Here is a 25,593-nt window from a genome sequence, read left to right as displayed (position 1 = left end):
TATTAACTCCGCATTTGGGATTCAACCTACTGAATTAGTAGGGATTTGACCAATATCTTTTTGTACGGGCATCATATTTTTTGCTAGCTCTCCTAAGCGTATCAAAGCATTTAACATTTTGGGATTTAACTCAAAACAAGCTGCAATACGTAAACAATGACTAAAACGTTTATCAGCTGAACACAAAATTCCCGGCATACATAAGATTTTTTCATCCATGGCCTGATGGAACAGTTCTAGTGTGTCAATTGATTCGGGAAGCTCTAACCATAAAATAAATCCCGCTTGCGGACGACTGACTCGGGTACCGAGTGGGAAATAGCGGCAAATATAAGATTTGATGGTGTCAATTTGTTGTTGATAGCGTTTTTTGAGTTGACGTAAATGCAGGTCATAACCACCATTTTCTAAGAAAAGGCCTAACGTTTCTGTGAGTAAAGCTGGCTCGGCAACAGTGGTTGTAAATTTAAGCTGCTGCACAATATTACGAAAGCGCCCAGCTTCTAACCAACCAATCCGATAATCAGGTGCTACAGTCTTGGTATAGCTCCCACATACCAAAACCCATCCGTTTTGGTCAAACGCTTTGATGTTGGGCAAGAGAGGCTCGGTGAGTTGCAATTCGGCATACATCGCATCTTCAATAACAGGAATCTGAAACTGATTAGCTAACTCTGCCAAGCGACGGCGGCTGCTCTCAGGCATGCTAAAACCGAGAGGATTGTGTCCTGTCGGAATGGTTAAAATGGCTTGTACACTTTGAGATTTTAAGAGTTCTTCAAGTGCATCCAGACACATACCTGTATGTGGTGAGGTAGGTACTTCTACAATTTTTCGACCTAAATTATTAAGGAGTGGATAGAGGTTGTGAAATGTAGGAATCTCAAGCGCTATGCTGTCACCCGCTTGAGTTGTTGCCATAATCGCGAGACTTAAAGCCTCCATCGTGCCATGAGTCAGCACAATATCATCTGCTGAAAGAAACATACCTAGCTGTAAGCTTCGCCTAGCAATTTGAGTGCGTAAACGTATAGAACCGGGCGGCAAGGTATAGCTTTTAAAAATATCTGATTGAGAGCGCAACACCTGAGCAGTTAAGCGTTTTAAGCGTTCAATTGGATAGAAATTGTCCCCAGAAGGGCAAGCTAGGGCCAAATTGACATAGTCAGGGTCCATCTGCTTTTTAACAATTTGTGCTAGAAAACAGCTAATTCCTGAAAGAGATACTTTTTCTTCACTGACATAACGCTCTTCGAGTTCTAATAAGTTTGAAGGCGCATGACAAACATAGTAGCCAGACTGTGGGCGAACTGAAATTAAACCTTGATCTTCAAGCTGGCGATAAGCTTCTTTTACGGTATTAATACTGACCTGATAATGCTGGGCACAATCTCGAATTGATGGCAACCGAGAACCAATAGGCTGCCTGCCATTTTGAATTTGCAGGGTGAGGTCATCACTCACTTTTTTATATTTGTACATATCCATTCATTAAAAAGCCAAAGCAATGGATACACTTTATAGCGATCCCTGATTTATCTCAAATATTGTTATGCATTTAGATTAATCCATTTAATAGGGATATAGTTTTAATAACTGTGTCTATTATTTTTCATATTAACTGATACTGTGACCATTAAAAATAAATCAGTAAGATCAAGAAATGGTGAGGACTTAAAAACCATATTTTAAATTACAAAATCAGTAGGAGAGGTCTATGTCTGTTGTTGCATTTAAACAAGTTGATGTTTTTACTTCACAAGCATTTAAAGGAAATCCTGTTGCGGTCATTATGGACGCCAGCACCTTAACGTCTGAGCAGATGCAAGCCATTGCGAACTGGACCAATCTTTCTGAAACGACATTTGTGCTCCCTGCGACCGATTCTCAAGCTGATTATCAGGTTCGAATTTTTACTCCGCAAAGTGAGTTGCCATTTGCAGGCCATCCTACAATTGGTACTGCCTATGCTTTGCTTGAGGCGGGTCTAATTAAATCGAAAGAAGGTAAGCTGGTACAGCAGTGCGGTGCTGGTTTAGTGACTCTGACCGTGAGTGAGTCAAGTCATATTTCATTTGAACTACCTAAGCCTAAAATTACTCCACTAGATGCAATGCACACTGAGAAATTAGCAGAAATTTTAAAATGTGAAATTAATACTCAATGGAACGCTGCATTGGTAGATGTAGGGGCGCGCTGGATTGTATTGCAAGCTGTTAATGCTGAGGCTGTTCTAGATAGCCAACCAGACTTTGCCGCTTTAAAAGAACATGATTTAGAAATGAAAGTTACGGGTGCGACAGTTTTTGGTTTTCATGAAAATAATGATGAACAAAAACACATAGAAGTTCGTTCATTTGCTCCTTCATGTGGAATAAATGAAGATCCTGTTTGTGGTAGTGGTAATGGTAGCGTAGCTTCATTTATTCGTTATTATGGGATTCTTCCCGCACAAAATGATGTCGTACTTTCTTCACAAGGTGGGGCGGTAGGTCGAGACGGACAACTTCAACTTGAATTGTATCAAGATAAAATTTTAGTGGGTGGAACCGCTGTCACCTGTATCGATGGCACAATTAAGTTATAAAAACAGACATAAAAAACCGAGGACTTTGCCTCGGTTTTTTTATGTCTAGAAAAAATTATTTTTCTACGAACGCACGTTCAATTACGTAGTCGCCCATTTCACCCATACGAGGTGATTCAACTAAACCGTGTTGGTCAAGTAATGCAGCCACATCTTTTAAGAATGCAGGGCTACCGCAAAGCATTGCACGGTCAGTTTCACGGTTAAAGCGTGGTAAACCGATTTTTTCAAATAAAGCGCCAGTTTCAATTGCAGTTGTTACACGGCCTTGAGTGTGGAAAGGTTCACGAGTAACAGTAGGGTAGTAAACAAGCTTGTCTTTAATACCTAACTCTTCAAAGAATTCGTGGTTTGGTAATTCGTTTAAGATAAGGTCTTGATAAGCTAATTCAGAAATATAGCGTGTACCATGAACAACGATTACTTTTTCAAAGCGTTCGTAAGTTTCTGGATCACGAATAATTGATAAGAATGGAGCAAGACCAGTACCAGAAGATAAAAGGTATAAGTTTTTACCTGGTAAAAGGTCATCATGAACCAAAGTACCTGTTGGTTTTTTAGAAACTAAGATTTCATCACCAACTTGTACTTTTTGCAAAATCGAAGTTAAAGGACCGTCTTGTACTTTAATTGAGAAGAATTCTAACTCTTCTTCGTAGTTTGCACTTGCAATCGAATACGCACGCATTAACGGTTTGCCATTCACTTCAAGTCCGATCATTACGAACTGACCATTTTTAAAACGTAAGCTGGTATCGCGTGTAGTTTTAAAACTGAAAAGAGTGTCATTCCAGTGGTGAACATGAGTAATGCGTTCAACGTTAAAAGCAGCCATTAAAGGTCTCGATCACGATTAAAAGAAAACAGATTGCTATTCTAATCTAATTTCATTCCCGATAAACTGAATATATTTAATTGTGTTTATAAGAAAAAGTGATGATCAATTCTGTCACCTTCCCTATCATTGGCCACATGTGCTCTCCCTATCGTGAAAAATTCGGTATTCCACGCCAGCCTAATTTGGTCAATATCGAGTCTTATATTGACATGGTAGAACCATATAATGACTTGTTAGCATTTGAGGGAATTGAGCAATTTAGTCATCTCTGGTTAGTTTGGCAGTTTCATGACAATAAAAATCAAGGCAGTGCAGATAAGTTCCGTCCACAGGTTCGTCCGCCACGTTTAGGTGGTAATGAAAAAATTGGAGTATTTGCTACACGAAGTATGTATAGACCTTCTCCAATCGGGCTTTCAGTCGTAAAACTTAATAAAGTCGAAAAAGTGGGGAAGTCTGTGCGTGTTTATGTCACTGGAAGTGATTTATTAAATGGCACCCCAATTTTAGATATCAAACCCTATATTCAATATTCTGATGCAATTGCGGAGGTTCAAAGTGGTTATGCACATGCAGAACCTGAACGAAAGGCAGTCATGTGGACTGAAGCTGCATTAACAGCGCAAAAATATTTTCTGCAAAATAAAGAAATAGATTCGCAGTACATTAATGAGCTTGTGCAAGTATTAGCTTTAGATCCTCGGCCTGCCTATCAACAAGACCCTGAAAGAATCTATAAAATGAAATTTTCAGACTTTGATATTCATTTTAAGGTCGATCAATTTGTAGTTACAGTCATTGATGTGGTGAAGACTTCTTCGCTTACATAATAGATATTTTAAAACCAGTGGATGTTGAGCCAAAGTAAAGTAATAAAAATAGCCATATGAATGAGCTGGGCGGGAACGAAAGCAAGGGCGTAGCGTAGTCCGCCCGAAATTGCAGAGTTCACACTTTTAGCAAGAGCGTGAACTGCAAAACCTCCTAAAAAGGCAATTAACAAAGGTGTCATATGTGCGCTATCAGGTTCTCCTTGCACAATGACCGCCGCTATAGCTGCATGTATTTCAAATAAAGAAGCAAGTAAGGTCCCCGCGATTAATCCCGCATCGCCTAAAGATAGACTTAAACCATAAACACCTGCCTGAATAAGGGTAAGTGTACCCGCAATAATAATGGCTTCTTTTAAGCTGAACATTCTTGAGTCCAGCTCGGGTGAAGCTGTACTAGGCTCGGCTTTACGTAATAAAATAAAGGCCCATACTGCTAAAACTACTAAGGCAATAAGTGTAGGAAATATAATCAGCTTGAACCAAGCAAAGCTAATGCCGATCACAATAATTAAGGTTTGAATCAGTGTTGAAACGCAAGACATCAATGCAGCACCTGCATTTGTTGTTGCGTTGGCTTTGCCTGAGCGTACTTCTAAACCTAAACTGGCAATAGTTGCTGTACTAGACACAAATCCGGAAGCTAAAGAAGAAAGCAATAAAGCATTTTTAGATGACAAAAGTCGCTTTGCTATATGGGCAAGGGCTTGTACAAATAAGATTAAAGTCAGTAATTTTAAAATCACATGTGGATTTAAAACTGGACCCCAAAAAGGTTTATTTGGAACTAAAGGCAAAGCAATTAACAGTAAGGCAAGTAGAAAAATACCATCACGTAATTCTGATTCAGTAATCCATTGACTGGCAATGCCATGCATAGACTGCTTAGCTATTAAGATAGTTGTGATGATCACAGCTAGGCCGGCAGCGAGCGAAATATTCCAAATACAAAGTGCCCCAATGAAATAAGTCATAATAAAGGCGAGTTCGGTGGTCACGCCCGGGTCATTGGGTTGATTTTTGAGGGAAACAATACTAATGGCACCAATGAGTAAGGCACCCACAATTCCAATTTCAATGCCAAATAAAAAACAGACCGCTCCTAATAAAGCACTAATTGCAAAAGAACGGAAACCCGCAAAGGTTTTATATTCATGTTTAAGCTTACTTCGTTCTCGTTCTAAACCAATTAATAAGCCACAACCAAGCGCCGCAGCAATCACTGTAATGAATTCTTCAAATGATGCTGTTTGTAATGACATTGTCATTGGAAGTTCCATATTACTTCCTCTTTGCTTATTGTTATATGTAGGTTTGAATCATTTTAAAATCATGTATTCATATTCAGTTTATTCTTTTTATTATAGTGAGCATAGTGTCTTTTTTAGACAAAACTATGTAGAAAATATTTCTATAAATATGACCTGTGACACAAAAAAATATTAAGATGAGAATTAGTTTAATTAACTGATGTTAAAGGATATTTAAATATAAAACATCTCTGCTATATTATAAAAATATATTGGGGATAACGCATGAATGCACATGTAGAAATAGATACGTATTGGTGTCTAGAACAATTATTACAAGAAGGCCGTATAACAGAACGAGATAAATTACTGGTACAGACAAGTCACCGCCAAAAAGACCAGTTAAAGTGGCATCCATTACAGTGGATTGCACATTTTAATTTAAAAGATCAGCAACACACACATGCGCATTTGAGTTTAAACCGCTTATGTTTATGGTTTGCAGATCGGGTTCAGCTACCTCTATTTGTGATCGATCCTTTAAAGGCAGATGTCAGTGCTTTAACGCAGGTTATGTCACAAGAGTTTGCCATTCGTAACCATATTTTAGCTGTTGAAATTCATGCTGACCGAATCGTGATTGGAACAGATCAACCATTTCAAACAGATTGGCTTAATAACCTTGAACGTAGTCTAGCGCCTAAAAAAATTGAACGGGTACTGCTTAATCCCGAACAGTTACAACGCTATTTGCGCGAATATTATCAGGTGAGTCGCGCGGTAAACTCTGCTCAAAAAGATGCAGCTCATGACCGTGACAGTAAAAATGTTGAAGCACTTTTGCAGCTTGGCGATAGTCAAAACCCAGATGCTAATGATCAGCATATTGTGAAATTAGTTGACTGGATTTTACAGTTTGCATTTGAGCAGAGTGCCAGTGACATTCACATGGAACCGCGCAAAGATAACGGTAAAGTCAGGTTTAGGATTGATGGCGTTTTGCACACCATTTATAACATGCCTTCAAATACGCTGACCGCCGTGATTTCTCGGATTAAAATTTTAGGACGTTTAAATGTAGCGGAAAAGCGTAAGCCACAAGATGGTCGGTTAAAAACACGGACACCTAAAGGACAAGAAACCGAACTCCGTTTATCTACCTTACCAACAGCATTTGGTGAGAAACTGGTCATGCGTATTTTTGATCCCGATGTGTTGGTACGTTCTTTTCAGCAACTGGGTTTTGAAGAGCGTTTATTACAACAGTGGCAGCAATTAACAAAAAATAGCCACGGTATTATTTTAGTCACGGGACCCACAGGCTCTGGTAAAACGACCACGCTATATTCATCTTTAAAGCAGCTTGCAACCGAGCAGGTCAATGTATGTACCATTGAAGATCCGATTGAAATGCTAGAGCCTAGTTTTAACCAAATGCAGGTCAATAATGCAATTGAATTAGGCTTTGCAGACGGTGTGCGTGCGCTTATGCGTCAAGACCCTGACATTATTATGATTGGGGAAATTCGTGATCAAGATACAGCGAATATGGCCATTCAGGCAGCATTAACAGGTCATTTGGTTTTATCAACTTTACATACCAATGATGCACCGTCTAGTTTGACTCGTTTGCATGATCTAGGTGTACAACCATTTCTGACAGCTGCAACAATTTTGGGTGTTCTCGCGCAGCGCTTAGTCCGCCAACTTTGTCCACACTGTAAGAAAAAAACTCACATTAATGAGGATGAGTGGGAACATCTAACCTTTGACTACATTATGGACATGCCTGAAACGGTTTATCAAGCGGTAGGCTGTGAAGAATGTCGTCATACAGGCTATAAAGGGCGAGTTGGTATTTACGAGTTTATGCCAGTCAGTCTTGAGCTTAAACACCTTATTAGTAGTCATGTGACATTAAATGATTTAAGAACTCAAACTAAAAAAGAAGGTATAGAACCTTTAAGAATTGCAGGAGCCCGTAAAGTGATTGAAGGACTTACGACATTAGAAGAGGTCTTGAGGGTTGTGCCATTAAATTAAGTTTTTCTTAAGATTCACCTCATTTATGGTTGATTTAATTGCTTTATCCCAAGAGGGAACCATAAACAGAGGGTAATAATATGAATATGCTTAAAGTAATGTTGATGACTGCTGGTATGACTGCTGCTGGCGTAGTTGTCGCGAATACACCAGTGAATCAAGCTGCAATTGCTCCGGCAACTGTCACCACAGTAAAACAGGCATTAACCTCAAAAGATAATACACCGATCAAATTACATGGTCAGGTTGTAAAGTCTTTAGGTGATGAAAAATATCAATTCCGTGATAAGACAGGTAACATTATAATTGATGTAGATGATGAACTTTGGCAAGGTCGCCCTATTTCAGCCAATACAAATGTGACTTTAATTGGTGAAGTAGACATTGACTATAAACCTTTAAAACGCGTAGAAATTGATGTGGATCAAGTTCAGTTCTAATGAATAAGGTCTGTAGATCTACTACTTTTAGCCGCATTTAAATCATGCGGCTTTGCTTTTTTTATAAAGGCTTGGCAAGATCAAATCAGGATATAACAGGAAAAATAGATGAGAATTTTGCTTGCAGAAGATGATCGCTCTCAAGCTGAAAGCATTCAATCATGGTTGGAGTTAGACGGTTATCAGGTAGATTGGGTCGAAAGAGGTGATTATGCACTGACGGCAATCGAACAGCATGATTATGACTGTATTTTACTTGATCGAGGGCTGCCTCAACTGGCTGGTGAAAAGGTTTTAACAACGATCCGCCATAAACAAAAAAATGTTCCTGTTATTTTTATCACTGCACGTGACAGCATTCATGATCGGGTAGAGGGGCTAGATTTAGGCGCAAATGATTATTTGGTTAAGCCTTTTAGTTTAGAAGAATTATCGGCTCGCATCCGCGCTCAATTACGCAAACAAACTTTGAGTCAGCAATCGGTTTTAACATGGGGTGACCTACAACTTGATACACAAGCGAAAGTCGTATTAAGCGCTGGCAAGTCTATCGATTTAACGGCAAAAGAATTCCAAATATTACGTAAGCTTATGGTGCATCCCGAGCATATTATTACCCGTGATCAATTAGAAGAAGCACTCTATGCATGGGGCGAGGAAATTGAAAGTAACGCAATCGAAGTATTTATTTATCAACTTCGAAAAAAAATCGGAAGCAGCAGTATTAAAACCATACGGGGGCTCGGCTACCGTATGGGAGATTTAAAATGAAATCGAATCGCTCATCTTTGCAGTCTCAACTGGTTAAAACTACGATGTGGAGTAGTATCGTGGTGGGATTACTGGCTTTAAGCTTACTCACCATATTTTCTATCTATCACAACATGTCAGTGCAAGACGAAATCATGGATGAAATTTCAGATACTTTGCTGGTTTCAGATCTTTCTGAACACTCCATGAAACAGTTTGATGAGCTGAGTGATGAATTTGATATTCAGTATGAGTTATTAAACACAGGCCAAGTACTTACTCATTCTCATACCTATCAGCATGAACTTTTTGAGCAAGGTAACTTATCAGAAGGTTTTTCGTATTTTTGGTTTGATGGTCAATTATGGCGTAGTCTGGCTGCACAACAAGAAGACTCTCAACTACAAGTTGAAGTTTTTCAACCAATGAGTACACGTGTTGAAGAGGTACTCAAAGCACTTGCTGGATATAGTGGCCTTATGGTGTTGTTCTGGCTACTGCAATGGGTCATTGTAAGTTGGCGTACCGAACATCAATTGGCTGCACTCAATTTACTTTCTAGACGAATTGCTCAAAAAACTGCATCAAATTTAGAGCCAATTCAAGAGCCGGATGTCATTACAGAAATTCAACCTGTTATAGATGCATTAAATCAATTGCTTGCAAGATTACAAAGGGCTCTCGTTGCTGAACAGCGTTTTACTGCGGATGCTTCGCATGAGCTACGTTCTCCATTATCTGCCATACAAATGCGTCTTCAGGTTTTGCAGCGTAAATATCAACATCTTCCAGAACTTCATCAAGATTTTGAACGCATACAAGAAGACGTTTCTAGAAGTACAAAAATACTTGAGAATTTACTTCTTCTGGCCCGTTTAGAACCTAATGAAGCTGAGCAGCCCGATCTGCCTAAGACAGTTATCGATTTAAATTATTTGTTGGCAAGAGTGATTGAAACTGTAGATTTAGATGCGAAAGCTAAACAGATGTTGATAGAGACAAATACTTTATCGACAGAAACTAAAACATATGCGAATGAAGAATTGCTGTTTATTGCTTTTAGAAATTTATTTGATAACGCCATTCGTTATAGCCCGAATTTAGGCTCTATTCATGTTGAGATTAGTCAGTATGAACAGCAAATTAAGGTGTCTATTGAAGACACGGGAAATGGGGTAGATGATGAAGTGCTATTACGGTTAGGGCAGCGTTTTTTTCGGGTGCTTGGTACTCAGCAGCAAGGTTCTGGGTTAGGAATTTCAATTACTCGAAAAATTATTGAATTGCATAATGGCAAGTTACGTTTTATGCATGCTAAACAAGGTGGTCTGAGGGCAGAGATTATTCTTCCTTCATAAAAAATAGCATGGTTACCCATGCTATCCATTTTTTGTTTTCCCACGAATATTATTGAAACGCGAGTATGTTTTTTATTTGGTTAAAATTAGGCGATTGTTGCGAGTGAGGCGTAAACGATATTCCTCGCCAGCATGCATAATGCGAATTTCACGGCCTAATGCAAAGAGGTTATTAGAATGTAACATTGGTAAGGCATGAGCTGTGTCATTGTTACGGGTAAATAAGCTAAAAGGTGCGTTCATTTGTTGTGCTCCGTGGTATGTTCTTGAACGATTTAAATGATAATCATTATCGAATAGATCTGTCAATGAGATTTTTAAGATTTTATAAAATGATAAAATTTGCTTACACTTGAGAAAAGTTTTAGAGAGTAAAAAGATGCCCAAACCAATAGTCGATGTCGCTATAGCAATCTTGATCCATCGTGGAAAAATATTAGTTGGATGGCGCGAAGAGCAGCAACATCAAGGTGGAAAGCATGAGTTCCCTGGTGGAAAGGTTGAACAAGGTGAAACACCAGAAGAAGCCTGCCGCCGTGAGATTTATGAAGAGGTGGGTATTGGTTTAAAAGATTGGCATCAGTTTGATTATATTCACCATGAATATGATGACATTATCGTCAACCTTCATTTGTTCCATAGTTATGTACCTGATGAGTTATTAAATCTTATTCACCAGCCATGGGCAGGGTACACACGTGATCAGCTACTTCACCTAAACTTTCCAAAAGCCAATAAAAACATCATAAAACGACTCTATTGGCCTCATCTCATCAAAATTAGCAATACGCTTTCAACGGTAGAAAGTAGTGATGCTTTATTGTACTGGCGTATCGAAGAATTTGAGCCGCAGTATATAGAGCAATTAATTGCTTTAGATGAAGGGCAACGATCAAGTTTAATTATAAATGTAGATATCTGGCATCAATTAAGTCCTGAATTACAAAAACAAATAAAGACCGTTCATTTAAAACAATCTCAGCTCATGAATTTGCATAAAGGCGATTTAACAGTGGGCGTACGATATATTGCTGCTTGTCATGATGCTGTTTCTTTAAAGCAAGCTCAGCAGATTGGTTGTGATGCTGTTTTTATTAGTCCTGTAAAACCAACAACGACTCATCCAGAAGCTGTAGCATTAGGTTGGGAACGTTTTAGTGAGCTTGCCCAAAATAGCCAGATTCCGGTTTTTGCATTAGGAGGAGTGCATCCGGATGATTTAGCCACTGCACAGCAGCATGGTGCATATGGCTTAGCAGGTATTCGTAATTTCTAATGAGAAAATAAAAAAGCATTAAAAGCTATAGGGCTTTTAATGCTTGTTGTGCTTCTTGAACAGTTTTTTGATTGTTGCGTTGTTGCCCAGCTTTTAAGATGACTAACCATAGCTGCTTTTTCATTGGCTGACTTTGGGCAAAACTCAAACCACGTCTTGCTAAAGACTCAGCATTAGAATATTGCTGTTTATGATTTGCCGTAAGCGCAAGAAATAAATAAGTCTCAGCCGCTTGTGGCGCTAAACGCTGTGCTTGAAGCGCATAGCGCTCAGCCTCTGACCACTGTTGATTTTTATAAGCCTGCTGTGTTTTTTGCATTAAAACTTTAAATGCAGGTAACTGGCTACCATCATCACTAAAATGTTGAGGCTTTTTTTGCTGAGGAACAATCACCTGTAAATTTTTACGTTGAATTTCTGGGTGATCATAAGGCGTAATTTTTACACCTGATGGAGTTTCCGTCTTTTTGACTGGAGGAGTAGGTGTTTTCTCTTTGGAGTCAGAATGATCGGGCATAGTTGTACAGCCGACCATAAGAACAGCACCAATATAAAAAACACCTTTCTTCAACATATCCTAATTTCCTGTTAACGCTTAGTTGTTATAACTACCACTTGAAATTACTCGTGAGTTGTTTGACAGATCTTGTTCCATCTGGTTTTCACTTTCACGAATATAACTGTCGGTATTATCATCCTGAGAGTCAGGAATTGTGTTATCACTTTGTGGCGTATATGTTGGATCAACTTGATAATAAGGTGCTCCACATGGCGTAGCACGGTGCGGAACCGTATGCGTTAGCATCGGAATATACATAGCACCATCACAAGCTTGAGCAGATAAATCACCCGTTGCACGGTCAATCCACTGCCACTGTACTGTGTCTGGTTGACGTAGATTTACAGGCGTTTGACGTAATTGTTTCATCACATTAATCCATACTGGCAATGCACCCGATGAACCTGTTAATCCTGTTACTTTGTTATCATCTAAACCTAACCACACTACAGCAACGTGGTTACCTGAGTAACCCGCAAACCATGAGTCACGTGTATCGTTAGTCGTACCTGATTTACCTGCCAATTTTAAAGCAGGAGACAAGCTATTATAAGCTGCGCGACCAGTACCCGAAGACATGACCTGTTGTAAACCATAATTCATGATATAACCAACAGATGGATCAATGGTTTGTTGAACATTAAGGCCATAACGGTCAAGTAGGCGACCATTGGCATCTACGACAGATCGAATTGCACGAGTCGGATATTTAAAGCCACCTGTAGCAAAGTTCTCATAAATTCCCAATACCTCCATTGGTGACATATTGACTGCCCCAAGGAAAATAGAAGGGTAGGCAGGAATGGTCGACTCAACACCAAACTTTCTTAAGTTGTTTGTAAATGTAGATAAACCAAACTCTTGACCCAAGCGTACAGCAGAGAGGTTATATGAATTTGCCAAAGCTTCACTCAGGCTGACTACACCATGTCCGCCACCACTATAGTTTTTAGGTGTCCAACTTTTGCCACCATCTACAGGGACACTAATCGGCGCATCTTCAATTTGGGTTGCCCAGTTGTAACGCCCAGATTCAATAGCACTTAAATAAATTACAGGTTTTAATAAAGAACCGACTTGGCGTTTCGCATCCACAGCACGGTTAAAACCAGTAAAGTCTTGTGTAGAACCAACAGCAGCAACGAGCTCGCCGTTTTCTGGATGTGCAATGAGTACCGCACCCTGTAAGTTTTTCAAACGGGCTGGGTTGCTGTTTGCTAAGCGGTCTACTGAAGCTTTAAACGCATTTTGAACTTGAGTTTGAGTAATTGGGTCTAAAGTCGTAAAAATACGTAAGCCTTGATTAGTTAAATCACTTTCTTGATATTCTGTGCGTAATTGACGACGCACGATATCTAAAAAGTCAGGGAATTTTGCAGGACCTAAACTTGGTTTGCTTAGCACATTTAAAGGACGTGCAATTTCATCTTCGTATTCTGCTTGAGTTAAATAGCCCATTACACGCATGTTATTTAATACGGTATCGCGGCGTTTTTTTGCACCTTCAGGATTTTTCCAAGGATTATATAAAGAAGGGCCTTGCACTAAACCAACTAAATAAGCTTGCTGTGCAACGCTAAGTTCACGTAACGGTAAACCAAAATAAAATTGAGAAGCCAAACCATAGCCATTAATTGAGTAGCTACCATTTTGGCCTAGATTCACTTCATTTAAATAGGCTTCTAAAATTTCATCTTTGCTGTAATGCAGCTCAATGAGTAAAGCCATTAATGCTTCATTAACTTTACGTTTTAATGTGCGTTCAGGTGTGAGATAGAAGTTTTTAACTAATTGCTGAGTCAGGGTTGAACCACCTTGACGTTTACCACCTGTGATATTACTCACTAATGCACGGGCAGTACCACGAATTGAAATACCGTGATGATGATAGAAATTACGGTCTTCTGTTGAAATTAAAGCTTCAATAAGTGGTTTAGGGACATTATTCAGTTTAATGAGAACACGGTCTTCATTATGTTGAGGGTAGATCCCTCCAATCAGAAGTGGCTCTAGTCGCGCAACACCCGTTGAAGAAGGTTTTGTACTTCGAACTTCAGCAACTTGGTCATTTGCAAAACTTAACTCTAGTACTTGTTCGGGTTCAACACTGTCGCCGTAATCAAAACCACGCGTGTGGATATACATATTGCTACCCTGAGCAACATAGGTTCCAGACTTGTCATAATTACTTGAAGTTTTGTAACCCAAGAGTTTTAATTCTTGAGTGAAATTTGCTTGGGTAATAGGTGCGTTATTATAAATTTCCAAAGGACGTGCAAACACTTTGGCGGGAATATCCCACCGTTGTCCTTCAAATTTTTCACGGATAATATTATCTAAACGAATCAGATAGATACTAAGAGCAATAAAAGCACCAATGACCAAAATGGAAAAGATTAGTGCAAAGAAACCGATACCACGTTCAAACTTCATAAAAATGAGATAAAACCCTAACAATGCCTGTAATGATGCGATAGCTTGTCATCAATTTGCAATGATAAAACTGTGAATAATTGGAAAACTTAGATTGAATTTTACAGCATCTTGTTGTTATGTTTTTTTAAATTAATCAGGTTAATGTTATTATAGCGAAGTATCGCAGCGGAGCTTACTCATTCGTGCAAATTTCACATAAGTCCTTCAGAAACGTCGGGTTAATCGGTCGACCAGATAAATCATCAGTAGTAGAAACACTATGTTTAATTCATGATCATTTGTTGAACCTTGGCTTAAACCCCATTTTTGATCAGGAAACTGCTGAATTAGTGCCTTATGATCATGCACAAATTGTAAGCCGTCATTTATTGGGTGAAGTTGCTGATTTAGTCATAGTTGTTGGAGGCGACGGTTCTTTACTCCACGCTGCTAGAGCTTTAGTTCGCTACAATACCCCTGTTATTGGTATCAACCGCGGGCGGTTAGGTTTTTTAACTGATATCAAACCTTCAGAAGCCATTTTCAAACTTGACCAAGTACTTCAAGGGCATTTCCAGCTTGACCGTCGTTTCTTGCTTGAAATGGAAGTACGAACAAATGGTGAAGTCATTTATGACGCCATTGCTTTAAATGATGTGGTTTTGCATTCGGGTAAATCGGTACACATGATTGACTTCGAACTTAATATTGATGGTCAATATGTTTACCGCCAACATAGTGATGGTTTAATTGTTTCGACGCCAACTGGATCAACGGCTTATGCATTGTCAGGTGGTGGCCCAATTTTACATCCAAGTATGGATGCTATTGCATTAGTTCCAATGCATCCCCATACATTGTCATCACGTCCCATCGTAGTCGGTGGTCAAAGCGAAATTAAAATCGTTATTCGCGAAAATCGGGTGTTACCAATGGTGAGTGCAGATGGACAACATAGTGTCTCGCTCAATGTTGGAGACAGTTTACACATCCGTAAACACCCATTTAAACTAAGTTTATTGCATCCACCAGGTTATGATTTCTATATGGCCTGCCGTACCAAACTTGGTTGGAACCAAGATTTTGAATCTTTTCAAAGAGATGAATCATGAATATTGAACAAATGCTATCTGTTTTAAACCCTGAAATTGTAGAGCGTTTAAAAACAGCAGTAGAAATTGGTAAATGGCCAAATGGCGTTGTTTTAACGAAAGAGCAGCGTGAAACTTGTATGCAAGCTGTAATCGCTTGGGAGTTGAAGAACTTACCAGAAGATCAGCGTAGCGGTTATATTGACCGTGGTACAAAAGAAGAAGGCGAAGAGTGTGATGATGATCATCACAAGCATGAGCCAGAGTTTAAACCTATTCGTTTTGTTTAAAACTTAATAAGACAGAAAATTATTTTTGGTTATTCCATACAGCCTTATATAGCATGTTTTTCATAAGTTATAGCATATAGGCTTTTATTACTTTTGAAGGATCAAAAGTAACCAAAAATCCTTTGTATCACTGACGATACTTCCTGTATCGCAGTGATACGGTCGACATCCATGTCGACCTTCACGATAGCATTTGTTAACTACGAATTAAGATTGCTTAAATTTCGTGTATCCCATAACACTTTTGCTTTTTGCATCGCTTCTTCAAAACTAGCAACAACGCCCATCGTATATAGCGCGATTCCGATGGTTTCTGTTACGGCTATTTCTCCATATTCATGGTGCTGTTGACCAAGCCATACTGCTTTAAACGTTGCTAAATCTAATTCTTCTTCAATTGGGCTTCGTTCAGGTGTGATCTTTGGCAACTCATGTTCATAGAGCTCACCATTTTTAATACCGCAAATGAGTGTTTTAGCATCTGGGTTTCGTTCAAATTCACCACCTTCGCCTTTAATAACGGCACTATTTTGATAGCCTAAGCGTAATGCGCTATGTTGGTGAGAAGTTCTGTAAGCAGGGTGGAATATTGCTTGTAAGGTAGCCTTAGCGTTAAAAGGATTAATTAAACGGGCCAAAGTATGAATAGGTGAACGCAATCCCATGACATTTCTTAGAGATATCAATTCGCTTAAAACTGGTGAAATCACGTCTAGTGGTAAGTAAGCAAAATTTTGCTCTGCTAATTGTGTACGAACTTCTTGTTCAGAATGGCAAATTTGATAACCAAGATATTCTAAGACTTGCTCAGTATAAACACGGTTAAGCGTGTGACCTGATGCACCATGCATAACAATTTTATGGCCATGCTGGGCAAGTGTAAGAGCGGCTAACAAAAACCATGGATAGTGTTTTCGCTTACCTGCATAAGATGACCAATCTAAATCAACATCTAAAGGTTCAAAATGAAGCTGATCTTTGGTCGCTTGCACAAACCCTGCAAGTTCATCAATCGATTCTTCTTTAACCCGAAGTAGCATTAAAAATGCACCTAGCTGCACATCTAACACTTCACCTTTTAAAATCATGGTAAATGCTTGATAGGCTTCTTCATAACTTAAAGAGCGAGATCCAGTTTTCCCCTTACCTAAAATACGGACATATTGAGCAAAGGGATGTTCAGCATCTTTATAGATATTGCGTTTAGTATTCATCGTAGTTCAAAACAATAAAAATGATGGGATGTAGGCAGCTCAAAATGAAATGTCCACAGGTATTTAATCAATATGACATAAAAAGCTACTGAAAAAATATCAAAAGTGTTTCTTATACTAAAGTCTTAGGACTGCCTGAGTGTTTTTTATGCGTATCAGCTAAAAATTTAACCGAATTGTTATTTAATTCGAGTACACTTTCTCGTGCTTTTTTGAGCACTCATATCATAATTTTATGTGATTCTCCTATATCTTCAGCTTTTTATTGAAAAAGTAAGAGGTTATTTCTAGCTACTCAAAGTGGTTAGAAACTTCAGGTATTCTCCTGTTTTAGAAAACTTGATTTTGTTTTCATTGAGGTAGTAGGAAGGTTTTTTGTTCACAAAAAACCATTTCCCTTTTGCGGTGTTAATGTGAAAGGTTAGGGCTGTGTATTCGTAAAGAATAGACGTTTCATTTTGGTATTTCCAACGGACTTGGAAATATAGATTGAAGTAAAGTTATGGCTAAAAAACCGATTTATAAATCACTTTATTTTCAGGTGATTATTGCGATTATTGCGGGTATCTTGGTAGGGCATTTTTCTCCAAGCTCAACGCAAATTGTCAATGGTGTCGAACAGCATATTCCGGGGTTAGGTGAAAAACTCAAGCCATTAGGTGATGCCTTTATTCGTTTGATCAAGATGATCATTGCTCCAGTTATTTTCTGTACCGTGGTAAGCGGTATTGCTGGCATGGAAAGCATGAAGTCAGTCGGAAAAACTGGCGGCGTTGCGTTGTTATACTTTGAAATCGTTTCAACAATTGCACTTCTAATTGGCCTTGTTGTAATTAACATTGCTAAACCGGGTGTAGGGATGAATGTTGACCCTACCACTCTCGATACTTCGGGCATTCAAAAATACGTCAGTTCTGGTGAGTCACAATCTACCATTGATTTCTTAATGCACATCATCCCGGATACGGTGGTTGGCGCGTTTGCAAATGGTGAAATCTTACAAGTCCTTCTTTTTGCAATTCTCTTTGGTTTTGCTTTACATAAGTTAGGGGATGCAGGACGTCCAGTTTTAAAATTTATTGATCAAGTTGCACATGTGTTCTTTAACATTGTGAATATGGTCATGAAATTAGCTCCGATTGGTGCATTCGGTGCAATGGCATTCACTATCGGTAAATATGGCGTTGGTTCACTCGTACAATTAGGGCAGCTCATTATCTGCTTCTATATTACGTGCTTACTCTTTATCTTCTTAATCTTGGGTACAATCAGCCGTATTAGTGGATTCAGTATCCTTAAGATGATTCGCCTGATTCGTGAAGAGTTATTAATTGTACTTGGTACATCTTCTTCTGAATCTGTTTTGCCTCGCATGTTACGTAAACTTGAAATTGCAGGTTGTGAAAAATCTGTAGTTGGTTTAGTTATCCCCACAGGTTATTCATTTAACCTAGATGGTACGTCAATTTATTTGACTATGGCTGCAATCTTTATTGCTCAGGCAACAAATACACAGCTTGATATTCAACATCAGATTACTTTGTTGTTGGTACTCTTAATTTCATCTAAGGGTGCTGCGGGTGTAACAGGCTCTGGCTTTATTGTTATGGCTGCAACTTTATCTGCTGTAGGGCATATTCCAGTGGCAGGTCTGGCATTGATTTTAGGTATTGACCGTTTCATGTCAGAAGCCCGTGCATTAACTAACCTTGTTGGTAACTCATTAGCAACGATTGTTGTTGCTAAATGGGTTGGTGCTTTAGATAAAGATAAGCTAAATGATGCCTTAAATAATCCAGATGAAGTCGACAGAAAAATGATGGAGCAAAAAACTCCTCAAGTCGCTGAAGGTTTAGATTAATTCAAATAAAACTATATAAAAGAGGAAGCTTGGGCTTCCTTTTTTATTGGCTGACTGAAAAGTACAGTTTTAATGAGCAGCTATGTCATGACAGTAGCTTAAAAAATGATTAGCATGCACAACAATCAGATTAGATAAAACAATAAAGCCGAAGGAAAATATTATGTTGGCATACGATGCAGATTTAGAATTATTCCGTGATAATTTTAAACGTTTTATGAATGAGCATATTGCACCGCAATACGATCAATGGGAACGCGAAGGAATCATGCCTCGCTCTGTCTGGAATCAACTGGGCGAAAATGGCTTTTTATGTGTGGATGTTCCAGAAGAATACGGTGGTTATGGCGTGCCAACCTATTATTCACTAATGTTGGTTGAAGAATCTGCACGTGCTGGATTCTGTGCATTATCAACAGCGATTTCTTGCCACTCTGAAATTGCTGCACCGTATATTTTGCACATCGGGACAGAAGAGCAAAAACAATATTGGTTGCCGAAAATGGTAACAGGTGAAGTGGTTGGTGCAATTGGTATGACTGAACCTGGAGCGGGTTCGGATTTACAATCAATGCGTACTAGTGCCATTTTGCAAGATGACCATTATTTGCTAAATGGTTCAAAAACATTTATTTCAAATGGACAACATGCTGATCTTGTGGTGCTTGCAGTAAAAACTGATCCTCAAGCGCGTGCGAAAGGCGTGTCGTTATTATTGGCAGATACTCATCTAGAAGGTTTTAAAAAAGGTACCAACCTCGACAAAATCGGTCTGCATTCTCAAGACACATCTGAGCTATTTTTTGACAATGTTAAGGTTCCTAAAAACCAGTTACTCGGTCAAGCTGGACAAGGCTTTGCTTATTTAATGCAAGAGTTACCACGTGAACGTACCGCTATTGCATCTACCGCAATTGGCGCTATTCGTGGTGCAATTGATTTGGCAACTGCTTATGTAAAAGAGCGTCATGCATTTGGTCAACCTATTTCACAGTTCCAAAATACTCGTTTTGTTTTAGCACAAGCAAAAATTGACGAGCTTGCTACAGCTGCTTTTTACGAGAGAAACGTTGCATTATATCAAGAAGGTAAACTTGATGTTGAAACAGCAGCCGCGCTCAAAAGTTTTAGTACGGATATGCAAATGAAAGTCGCAGACAACTTGCTGCAACTTTTTGGTGGCTATGGTTATATGACTGAATATCCAATTTCACGTTTCTTTGTAGATGCACGTATTCAACGTATTTATGGTGGTACAAATGAAATTATGAAAGAAATCGTAGCGCGTGGATTAATTGGCAAAGCTTAATTAAGCAGAGAAAAACAGCCTGTCCTAGAATGGGCTGTTTTGTTTTTAACTATTTGGTCTTCTGTTGAATGACAGGATAGTCTTGTTGTTTCGGTAATTGCTGTAATGCATGATTTATCTTTCTTAAAAACTCATCTGCTTCATCTTGATGGAATGAATCTTCGGTGTATTTACTACGTTCTTGAAAGATGACACCACAACCTGTTATTTTCATATTTTCAGGATTAAATGACCAATCATTTGGATTCTTTAAGTTAATGTTTAAATCACTTTCACAGCTTTTCCATAAACGTAAAAATTCATTTGATAATTCTGCTTTAAATCCTCGTGCTGGATAGACCGAGAAGCCTTTCATTTCGGGATTAGAAAACTGTATAAACATATCTACTGGCATACCGCCCCAAATGATTGCTATATCTGGTGGTAAATAGATGCCTGATAAATTTTTCTCTTTTAAAGCATGTGTTTGCTCATATTTCTGCCTAAAATGTTGTGACTGGTATGTCAGCTTGGTTTGAGGTGGAATTGGAATGTCACGAACTTGATTACCGACAGTCGTCATATAGTACGGAGAATTATCCCTACCATTGCATCCTGCGATTAGGGGGCAGCCGCTACAAGCCGTTAAACTAAAAATTGTAATACCCAGTAAGCCTAAAACAATAATTTTATTCATTCTATTTTACTGTTGTTACGACATATTGGGTCAGTATAACCAATCTATACATTAAGAGGACTATCTTTAAGAACAACGAAATAATCATCTTTAAATGTAATTATGTTTTTACTTGGCTGGCTGCTGCAATGGCCCATCAAATAAAGATTTACAGCTTTCTAAATTTTGACAAGAAGCAAACATAAGTGCTTTAGGTAAGCTCGCATACAAATTTGTAATGTGTTGTTCAGCAGGGTTATAAAAATGCCAATAACTAAATTGGGTTGAACGTTTATTCTCTAAAGCTTTAAAGAAATCTGCTTCATTAAATTTATTGTTAAGTTGAGTACGAGGACCACCTTGCTCATGTGTACCGACTGTGGTCATGAGTAAAGGGGAATGATTTGGTTTCTGATTTTGCCAATGATTTAACTGCTGAAATAACATGCCTTGGTCAAACCAGAGAGAAGGGCTTGCAGCAAAGTAACGCTGAAATACATCTGGCTTTTGAAAAAAATGATAAAGAACCAATAAGCCACCAAAAGAATGTCCATAAAGACTTTGCTGTTGGCTATTAATCGGAAATTGTTTTGCAATTGTAGGCTTGAGTTCGCTATTTAAAAAAGCAATAAACTGATCAGCACCCCCATATTTATATTTTCCTTGTGCTTGAAATTGGGCAGAAGGTTTTGGAGTGTAATCATAAGCACGCTTTTGCACATCAAAGGTTTTTTGCTGAGGGTAACCAACCGCTACTATCATGAGTGGATTTAGTCCTAATTTGGTAGAACCAGCGCCAATCGACTGAGCAATATTGGCAGCACTTGGAAATATAGCATTTCCATCTAATATATAAAGTACTGGATACCCATGTTGGGGCGGGGCGACAGGTGGTTTATAAATTTGAATAAGATAATCATGGCCTGTATTTTTAGATTTAATTTGAAATTGTGCCTGATTATTTTGAAAAACGATTTTTGGTTGATTTTGTATAGGCGTTTGGGCGAAGGTAGAACAGCTTATTAAAGTACTCAATAAAAAACTAGTAGATAAAAGGAAAAATGATTTTTGCATAATGGGCGATAATAAAATTTATTATACAAATAATAAATGAAAATCATTATCAAATAAAGTAATCAAGAAATGGGAGCAAAAAGGTTAATGAAAAAAGCTCTTACAGCTATATTGCCTAACAAATCAAAGCAGACTATTGTTATACTCTCGTTTAAAAGATGATTTTACTGAGGCTGCATTCTAATGATCAACGATGATCAAAACAAAACGACTTCTCTTAGTTTAGAACAAATTCGTGAAGATATTGATAGTGTAGATCAACAGATTCAAGAATTATTAAATCGCCGCGCAAGCCTTGCTGAAGCTGTTGCTAAAGCTAAATTTGCTTCCGAAGAGAATCCTTTGTTTTATCGTCCTGAACGTGAAGCACAAGTTTTACGCAAAGTCATGGAGCGCAACCAAGGTCCTTTGTCTGATGTCACCATGGCGCGTTTGTTCCGTGAAATTATGTCTGCTTGCCTTGCTTTAGAAGCTCCGCAAAGTATTGCATTTTTAGGACCGGAAGGTACTTTTACTCAATCTGCCGTGCTTAAGCATTTTGGTAAAGATGCAGTTGTTCGTCCATTACCAACAATTGATGAAGTGTTCCGTGAAGTGGAAGCAGGTAGTGCACATTACGGCGTAGTGCCAGTTGAAAACTCATCTGAAGGTATTGTGAACCATACTTTAGATTGTTTTAAAACATCGAATTTAAATGTGATTGGTGAAGTTGAATTACGTATTCATCATCAATTTCTTGTTTCTGAAAATACACGTAAAGACAGTATTAAGCAGATTTATGCTCATCAGCAAACTTTGGCTCAATGTCGCCAGTGGTTAGACGCGCATTATCCTGGTGTTGAACGTGTTGCTTTAAACTCAAATGCAGAAGCTGCGCGCCGTATTCGCAATGAATGGCATTCGGCAGCGATTGCATCTGATATTGCAGCAGGCATGTATAACCTTGAAATCTTACATAGCAATATTGAAGATAATCCGGAAAATACCACTCGTTTCTTAGTGATTGGCCGTGAAAAAATTCCACAAAGCGGCAACGATAAAACATCTTTATTGATTTCAGCACATGACCGTGCGGGTGCTTTATTAGAAATTTTAGCACCATTTGCAAAACATAATATTAGCTTAACAAGTATTGAAACTCGTCCAGCATTACCTGAAAAGTGGGCATACGTATTCTTTATTGATTTAGAAGGTCATATCGAACAAGAGAATGTTGCTGCTGCGATTAATGACATTCGCCCAATGGTGAAAGAGATTCGTATTTTAGGTTCTTATCCTGCCGCTGTTCTGTAATCACTTATGTTGGAATAATGACATGCATCAAGATAAGCATGTCATTATGCTTAAAAACAAATTGCTCAATGGTTTAAATAACTTTGAGCAAAAGCAAAGTTGAAGTTATGTCACAACCCCTATTTAAAAAAGTTGCATTTATTGGTTTAGGACTCATCGGCTCGAGTTTAGCTCGTGTTATTGTTGCAGAAAAGTTGGCCACAACAGTTGTTGCATCTACACGCTCACAGAAAACTTTAGAAGATGCAAAATCACTTGGCTTAATACAAGAAGGATTTTCTGATCCTGTTGAAGCCGTGAAAGGGGCAGATTTAGTCGTTTTAGCCTTGCCAGTGCGTGCTACGCAAAAAGTGCTTGAGCAAATTAAACCTTATTTGTCAGAAACCACGATTGTAACTGATGTGGGAAGTACAAAAGGTAATGTCGTTGATGCAGCAAAAGCTGTATTTGGTGAAAATTTACCAGCAGGTTTTGTACCGGGACACCCTATTGCAGGTAGTGAACACACGGGTGTTCATGCAGGTAAGGTTGATCTATTTGCAAATCACAAAGTAATTTTAACGCCGTTACTGACAAGTGCAGAATGGGCTGTTGATAAACTGATTCAACTTTGGTCAGCAGCTAAAGCTGAAGTCATTTGTATGGATGTTGCTAAGCATGATGAAGTGCTGGCACATACGAGTCATCTACCACATTTGATGGCATTTAATTTGGTCGAGCAACTTGCAAACCGTGAAGATAATCTTGATATTTTCCGTTATGCAGCAGGTGGTTTCCGTGACTTTTCAAGGATTGCGGCTAGTGATCCTCAAATGTGGCATGACATTTTCTTTGCCAATAAAACAGCAATATTAAATGCTGTAGATGGCTTCGAAAAGCAACTTACCGTACTTAGAAAATTGATTGAAAACGAAGATTCTCATGCATTAATGGGATTACTCGGCCATGCTCAGGCAGCACGTCAGCATTTCAATCATATGTTAGCCAAAAAACCTTTAATGGAGAAAAATAAGGTGACACAGCAATTCAGTATCTTACCGGGAAATAAGGCTTTTAAAGGTAAATTTACCGTACCGGGTGACAAATCTGTGTCACATCGCTCCATTATGTTTGGTGCTATTGCCGAAGGCACTACGCATGTAACAGGCTTCCTCGAAGGTGAAGATGCTTTAGCAACTTTACAAGCTTTCCGTGATATGGGTGTAAGCATTGAAGGCCCTAAAAATGGTGAAGTGACCATTCATGGCGTGGGCATGCATGGCTTAAAAGCGCCAGCAAGTGCATTGTATATGGGTAATTCTGGTACAAGCATGCGTTTGCTTTCAGGCATGTTATCTGCACAAAAGTTTGATTCAGTGATGACTGGTGATGCTTCACTTTCTAAACGTCCAATGGAGCGTATTGCTAAGCCATTACGTTTAATGGGTGCACAAATTCAGACTACAGGTGAGAAAGGTACACCACCTGTCAGCATTACGGGTAGCCAGCAATTAAAAGGCATTCAATACGATTTACCTATGGCATCTGCTCAAGTGAAGTCTGGTATTTTACTTGCGGGCCTATGGGCTGAAGGTGAAACTTCAGTCACTGAACCAGAGCCAACTCGTGACCATACAGAGCGCATGCTTCGTGCATTTGGTTATGATGTTAAAACCGAAGGTAATAAGATTTCACTCGTTGGCGGCGGAAAATTAGTGGGTACTGATATTCAAGTACCATCAGACATTTCATCAGCTGCTTTCTTTATGGTGGGTGCTGCAATTACTGAGGGTTCCGATGTTGTTCTGGAAGCTGTAGGTATTAACCCAACACGTACTGGCGTAATTGAAATTTTAAAACAGATGGGTGCTGATCTAACTGTTGAAAATGAACGTATTGCTGGTGGCGAACCTATTGCTGATATTCATATTAAAGGTTCACGCACGCTTAAAGGCATTCATATGCCAGAAGACCAAGTACCTTTAGCAATTGATGAATTCCCCGCTTTATTTATTGCAGCAGCTTGTGCCGAAGGCCAAACAGTATTAACTGGTGCGGCAGAACTTCGTGTGAAAGAGTCTGACCGTATTCAGGTTATGGCTGATGGCTTAAAAATCATGGGTATTGACTGTACGCCAACTGATGATGGCATCATTATCGAAGGTAAAGGCAAATCTGGCGATTGGTCACCAATCTTTGCTGGCGGCGAAATTGAATCACATCATGACCACCGTATTGCTATGAGTTTTAGTATGGCAGGTCTTCGTAATTCTGGTCCGATTACCATTCATGGTACTGAAACTGTGGCGACAAGCTTCCCGACTTTCACTGAGTTGGCGAATCGTGCAGGCTTAACAATCGAAGTTAGCCAATAACTTTTGACCTAACACATTTTATAATTGCTAACACAATAGCAACGGCAGCAGCGGGCTAAAGGCTTGGCTGCTGTTTGTTTATTGCTTATGCTAAGCGCAGATAATG

The 25,593-nt window shown here is 38.9% G+C and carries 22 protein-coding genes; 13 read left to right on the top strand and 9 right to left on the bottom strand.

The window, feature by feature from the left end:
• Nucleotides 1–21: 21 nt before the first annotated feature.
• Nucleotides 22–1,488: a PLP-dependent aminotransferase family protein gene (locus tag AW165_RS01090; protein ID WP_081410482.1), complete on the bottom strand. Its 1,467-nt coding sequence runs from the start codon at nucleotides 1,486–1,488 to the stop codon at nucleotides 22–24.
• Nucleotides 1,489–1,717: 229 nt separating this feature from the next.
• Between AW165_RS01090 and AW165_RS01085 the strand changes: the two genes are divergently transcribed.
• Nucleotides 1,718–2,587, top strand: a complete 870-nt coding sequence (locus tag AW165_RS01085; RefSeq protein WP_005068260.1) for a PhzF family phenazine biosynthesis protein — start codon at nucleotides 1,718–1,720, stop codon at nucleotides 2,585–2,587.
• Between the two features lie 55 nt (nucleotides 2,588–2,642).
• Here the strand turns inward: AW165_RS01085 and AW165_RS01080 are convergent, their stop codons facing one another.
• Entirely contained in the window at nucleotides 2,643–3,422 is a 780-nt protein-coding gene (locus AW165_RS01080; protein WP_002118187.1) for a ferredoxin--NADP reductase, read from the bottom strand.
• A gap of 101 nt (nucleotides 3,423–3,523) precedes the next feature.
• Between AW165_RS01080 and tsaA the strand changes: the two genes are divergently transcribed.
• Nucleotides 3,524–4,255, top strand: coding sequence for a tRNA (N6-threonylcarbamoyladenosine(37)-N6)-methyltransferase TrmO (gene tsaA / locus AW165_RS01075; protein WP_060464740.1), 732 nt, complete (start codon nucleotides 3,524–3,526; stop codon nucleotides 4,253–4,255).
• Nucleotides 4,256–4,263: 8 nt separating this feature from the next.
• Here tsaA and AW165_RS01070 read toward each other — a convergent pair whose 3' ends face one another.
• On the bottom strand, nucleotides 4,264–5,535 hold the full coding sequence (locus tag AW165_RS01070) for an MgtC/SapB family protein (RefSeq protein WP_046811632.1): 1,272 nt from the start codon (nucleotides 5,533–5,535) through the stop codon (nucleotides 4,264–4,266).
• Between the two features lie 255 nt (nucleotides 5,536–5,790).
• Here AW165_RS01070 and AW165_RS01065 point away from each other — a divergent pair, with 255 nt between their 5' ends.
• The 4 genes from AW165_RS01065 to AW165_RS01050 all read left to right on the top strand — a co-directional run bounded on the left by AW165_RS01065 (nucleotide 5,791) and on the right by AW165_RS01050 (nucleotide 10,096).
• On the top strand, nucleotides 5,791–7,548 hold the full coding sequence (locus AW165_RS01065) for a GspE/PulE family protein (protein ID WP_060464739.1): 1,758 nt from the start codon (nucleotides 5,791–5,793) through the stop codon (nucleotides 7,546–7,548).
• Nucleotides 7,549–7,628: 80 nt separating this feature from the next.
• Nucleotides 7,629–7,988, top strand: coding sequence for a NirD/YgiW/YdeI family stress tolerance protein (locus tag AW165_RS01060; RefSeq protein WP_060464738.1), 360 nt, complete (start codon nucleotides 7,629–7,631; stop codon nucleotides 7,986–7,988).
• Between the two features lie 108 nt (nucleotides 7,989–8,096).
• Entirely contained in the window at nucleotides 8,097–8,759 is a 663-nt protein-coding gene (locus tag AW165_RS01055) for a response regulator transcription factor (protein WP_002118246.1), read from the top strand.
• The gene (locus AW165_RS01050; RefSeq protein WP_060464737.1) at nucleotides 8,756–10,096 is read left to right on the top strand and encodes a sensor histidine kinase; all 1,341 of its coding nucleotides are present in this window, start codon (nucleotides 8,756–8,758) and stop codon (nucleotides 10,094–10,096) included. The genes AW165_RS01055 and AW165_RS01050 overlap by 4 nt, the downstream gene beginning before the upstream one ends.
• Before the next feature lie 72 nt (nucleotides 10,097–10,168).
• On the opposite strand, the gene hemP is transcribed toward AW165_RS01050, so the two are convergent.
• A complete protein-coding gene (gene hemP / locus AW165_RS01045; RefSeq protein WP_002118129.1) occupies nucleotides 10,169–10,339 on the bottom strand; it encodes a hemin uptake protein HemP in 171 nt (56 codons plus the stop codon).
• 136 nt (nucleotides 10,340–10,475) lie between these two features.
• On the opposite strand from hemP, the gene AW165_RS01040 reads away from it, so the two are divergent.
• Entirely contained in the window at nucleotides 10,476–11,372 is an 897-nt protein-coding gene (locus AW165_RS01040; RefSeq protein WP_060464736.1) for a thiamine phosphate synthase, read from the top strand.
• 25 nt (nucleotides 11,373–11,397) lie between these two features.
• On the opposite strand, the gene AW165_RS01035 is transcribed toward AW165_RS01040, so the two are convergent.
• Together AW165_RS01035 and mrcB are read right to left on the bottom strand one after the other, a co-directional pair.
• Nucleotides 11,398–11,946, bottom strand: a complete 549-nt coding sequence (locus AW165_RS01035; protein WP_060464735.1) for a tetratricopeptide repeat protein — start codon at nucleotides 11,944–11,946, stop codon at nucleotides 11,398–11,400.
• A gap of 21 nt (nucleotides 11,947–11,967) precedes the next feature.
• Nucleotides 11,968–14,364: a penicillin-binding protein 1B gene (mrcB, locus tag AW165_RS01030; protein ID WP_017402976.1), complete on the bottom strand. Its 2,397-nt coding sequence runs from the start codon at nucleotides 14,362–14,364 to the stop codon at nucleotides 11,968–11,970.
• 185 nt (nucleotides 14,365–14,549) lie between these two features.
• Here mrcB and AW165_RS01025 point away from each other — a divergent pair, with 185 nt between their 5' ends.
• A complete protein-coding gene (locus tag AW165_RS01025; protein WP_005073476.1) occupies nucleotides 14,550–15,458 on the top strand; it encodes an NAD(+) kinase in 909 nt (302 codons plus the stop codon).
• Nucleotides 15,455–15,727, top strand: a complete 273-nt coding sequence (locus tag AW165_RS01020) for a YeaC family protein (RefSeq protein WP_002118245.1) — start codon at nucleotides 15,455–15,457, stop codon at nucleotides 15,725–15,727. Before AW165_RS01025 ends, AW165_RS01020 begins: the two co-directional genes overlap by 4 nt.
• A 200-nt stretch (nucleotides 15,728–15,927) precedes the next feature.
• Here AW165_RS01020 and AW165_RS01015 read toward each other — a convergent pair whose 3' ends face one another.
• The gene (locus AW165_RS01015; protein WP_060464734.1) at nucleotides 15,928–16,941 is read right to left on the bottom strand and encodes a glycosyl transferase family protein; all 1,014 of its coding nucleotides are present in this window, start codon (nucleotides 16,939–16,941) and stop codon (nucleotides 15,928–15,930) included.
• A gap of 502 nt (nucleotides 16,942–17,443) precedes the next feature.
• Here AW165_RS01015 and AW165_RS01010 point away from each other — a divergent pair.
• Together AW165_RS01010 and AW165_RS01005 are read left to right on the top strand one after the other, a co-directional pair.
• A complete protein-coding gene (locus AW165_RS01010; protein WP_002118145.1) occupies nucleotides 17,444–18,802 on the top strand; it encodes a dicarboxylate/amino acid:cation symporter in 1,359 nt (452 codons plus the stop codon).
• Nucleotides 18,803–18,965: 163 nt separating this feature from the next.
• Entirely contained in the window at nucleotides 18,966–20,111 is a 1,146-nt protein-coding gene (locus tag AW165_RS01005; RefSeq protein WP_002118240.1) for an acyl-CoA dehydrogenase family protein, read from the top strand.
• A 49-nt stretch (nucleotides 20,112–20,160) separates the two neighbouring features.
• Here the strand turns inward: AW165_RS01005 and AW165_RS01000 are convergent, their stop codons facing one another.
• Nucleotides 20,161–20,787 (bottom strand): hypothetical protein, encoded by a 627-nt coding sequence (locus AW165_RS01000; RefSeq protein WP_060464733.1) that lies wholly within the window; start codon nucleotides 20,785–20,787, stop codon nucleotides 20,161–20,163.
• A gap of 108 nt (nucleotides 20,788–20,895) precedes the next feature.
• Complete coding sequence (locus tag AW165_RS00995; protein ID WP_060464732.1) at nucleotides 20,896–21,840, bottom strand: alpha/beta hydrolase; 945 nt, start codon at nucleotides 21,838–21,840, stop codon at nucleotides 20,896–20,898.
• A 183-nt stretch (nucleotides 21,841–22,023) separates the two neighbouring features.
• On the opposite strand from AW165_RS00995, the gene pheA reads away from it, so the two are divergent.
• Nucleotides 22,024–23,133, top strand: coding sequence for a prephenate dehydratase (gene pheA / locus AW165_RS00990; protein WP_060464731.1), 1,110 nt, complete (start codon nucleotides 22,024–22,026; stop codon nucleotides 23,131–23,133).
• Between the two features lie 107 nt (nucleotides 23,134–23,240).
• Nucleotides 23,241–25,487, top strand: coding sequence for a bifunctional prephenate dehydrogenase/3-phosphoshikimate 1-carboxyvinyltransferase (locus AW165_RS00985; protein WP_060464730.1), 2,247 nt, complete (start codon nucleotides 23,241–23,243; stop codon nucleotides 25,485–25,487).
• Nucleotides 25,488–25,593 lie beyond the last annotated feature (106 nt).

Source organism: Acinetobacter sp. LMB-5 (genome assembly GCF_001541635.1).
Classification (GTDB): domain Bacteria; phylum Pseudomonadota; class Gammaproteobacteria; order Pseudomonadales; family Moraxellaceae; genus Acinetobacter; species Acinetobacter pittii.
Note: the sequence above shows the minus strand (reverse complement) of the source record. Positions and strands in the feature narration are given on the sequence as shown.

Bases quoted from the DNA above. Each gene is read 5' to 3' on its own strand.
- AW165_RS01090 (WP_081410482.1), bottom strand. From the start codon at position 1,488: ATGGATATGTACAAATATAAAAAAGTGAGTGATGACCTCACCCTGCAA.
- AW165_RS01085 (WP_005068260.1), top strand. From the start codon at position 1,718: ATGTCTGTTGTTGCATTTAAACAAGTTGATGTTTTTACTTCACAAGCA.
- AW165_RS01080 (WP_002118187.1), bottom strand. From the start codon at position 3,422: ATGGCTGCTTTTAACGTTGAACGCATTACTCATGTTCACCACTGGAAT.
- tsaA (WP_060464740.1), top strand. From the start codon at position 3,524: ATGATCAATTCTGTCACCTTCCCTATCATTGGCCACATGTGCTCTCCC.
- AW165_RS01070 (WP_046811632.1), bottom strand. From the start codon at position 5,535: ATGGAACTTCCAATGACAATGTCATTACAAACAGCATCATTTGAAGAA.
- AW165_RS01065 (WP_060464739.1), top strand. From the start codon at position 5,791: ATGAATGCACATGTAGAAATAGATACGTATTGGTGTCTAGAACAATTA.
- AW165_RS01060 (WP_060464738.1), top strand. From the start codon at position 7,629: ATGAATATGCTTAAAGTAATGTTGATGACTGCTGGTATGACTGCTGCT.
- AW165_RS01055 (WP_002118246.1), top strand. From the start codon at position 8,097: ATGAGAATTTTGCTTGCAGAAGATGATCGCTCTCAAGCTGAAAGCATT.
- AW165_RS01050 (WP_060464737.1), top strand. From the start codon at position 8,756: ATGAAATCGAATCGCTCATCTTTGCAGTCTCAACTGGTTAAAACTACG.
- hemP (WP_002118129.1), bottom strand. From the start codon at position 10,339: ATGAACGCACCTTTTAGCTTATTTACCCGTAACAATGACACAGCTCAT.
- AW165_RS01040 (WP_060464736.1), top strand. From the start codon at position 10,476: ATGCCCAAACCAATAGTCGATGTCGCTATAGCAATCTTGATCCATCGT.
- AW165_RS01035 (WP_060464735.1), bottom strand. From the start codon at position 11,946: ATGTTGAAGAAAGGTGTTTTTTATATTGGTGCTGTTCTTATGGTCGGC.
- mrcB (WP_017402976.1), bottom strand. From the start codon at position 14,364: ATGAAGTTTGAACGTGGTATCGGTTTCTTTGCACTAATCTTTTCCATT.
- AW165_RS01020 (WP_002118245.1), top strand. From the start codon at position 15,455: ATGAATATTGAACAAATGCTATCTGTTTTAAACCCTGAAATTGTAGAG.
- AW165_RS01015 (WP_060464734.1), bottom strand. From the start codon at position 16,941: ATGAATACTAAACGCAATATCTATAAAGATGCTGAACATCCCTTTGCT.
- AW165_RS01010 (WP_002118145.1), top strand. From the start codon at position 17,444: ATGGCTAAAAAACCGATTTATAAATCACTTTATTTTCAGGTGATTATT.
- AW165_RS01005 (WP_002118240.1), top strand. From the start codon at position 18,966: ATGTTGGCATACGATGCAGATTTAGAATTATTCCGTGATAATTTTAAA.
- AW165_RS01000 (WP_060464733.1), bottom strand. From the start codon at position 20,787: ATGAATAAAATTATTGTTTTAGGCTTACTGGGTATTACAATTTTTAGT.
- AW165_RS00995 (WP_060464732.1), bottom strand. From the start codon at position 21,840: ATGCAAAAATCATTTTTCCTTTTATCTACTAGTTTTTTATTGAGTACT.
- pheA (WP_060464731.1), top strand. From the start codon at position 22,024: ATGATCAACGATGATCAAAACAAAACGACTTCTCTTAGTTTAGAACAA.
- AW165_RS00985 (WP_060464730.1), top strand. From the start codon at position 23,241: ATGTCACAACCCCTATTTAAAAAAGTTGCATTTATTGGTTTAGGACTC.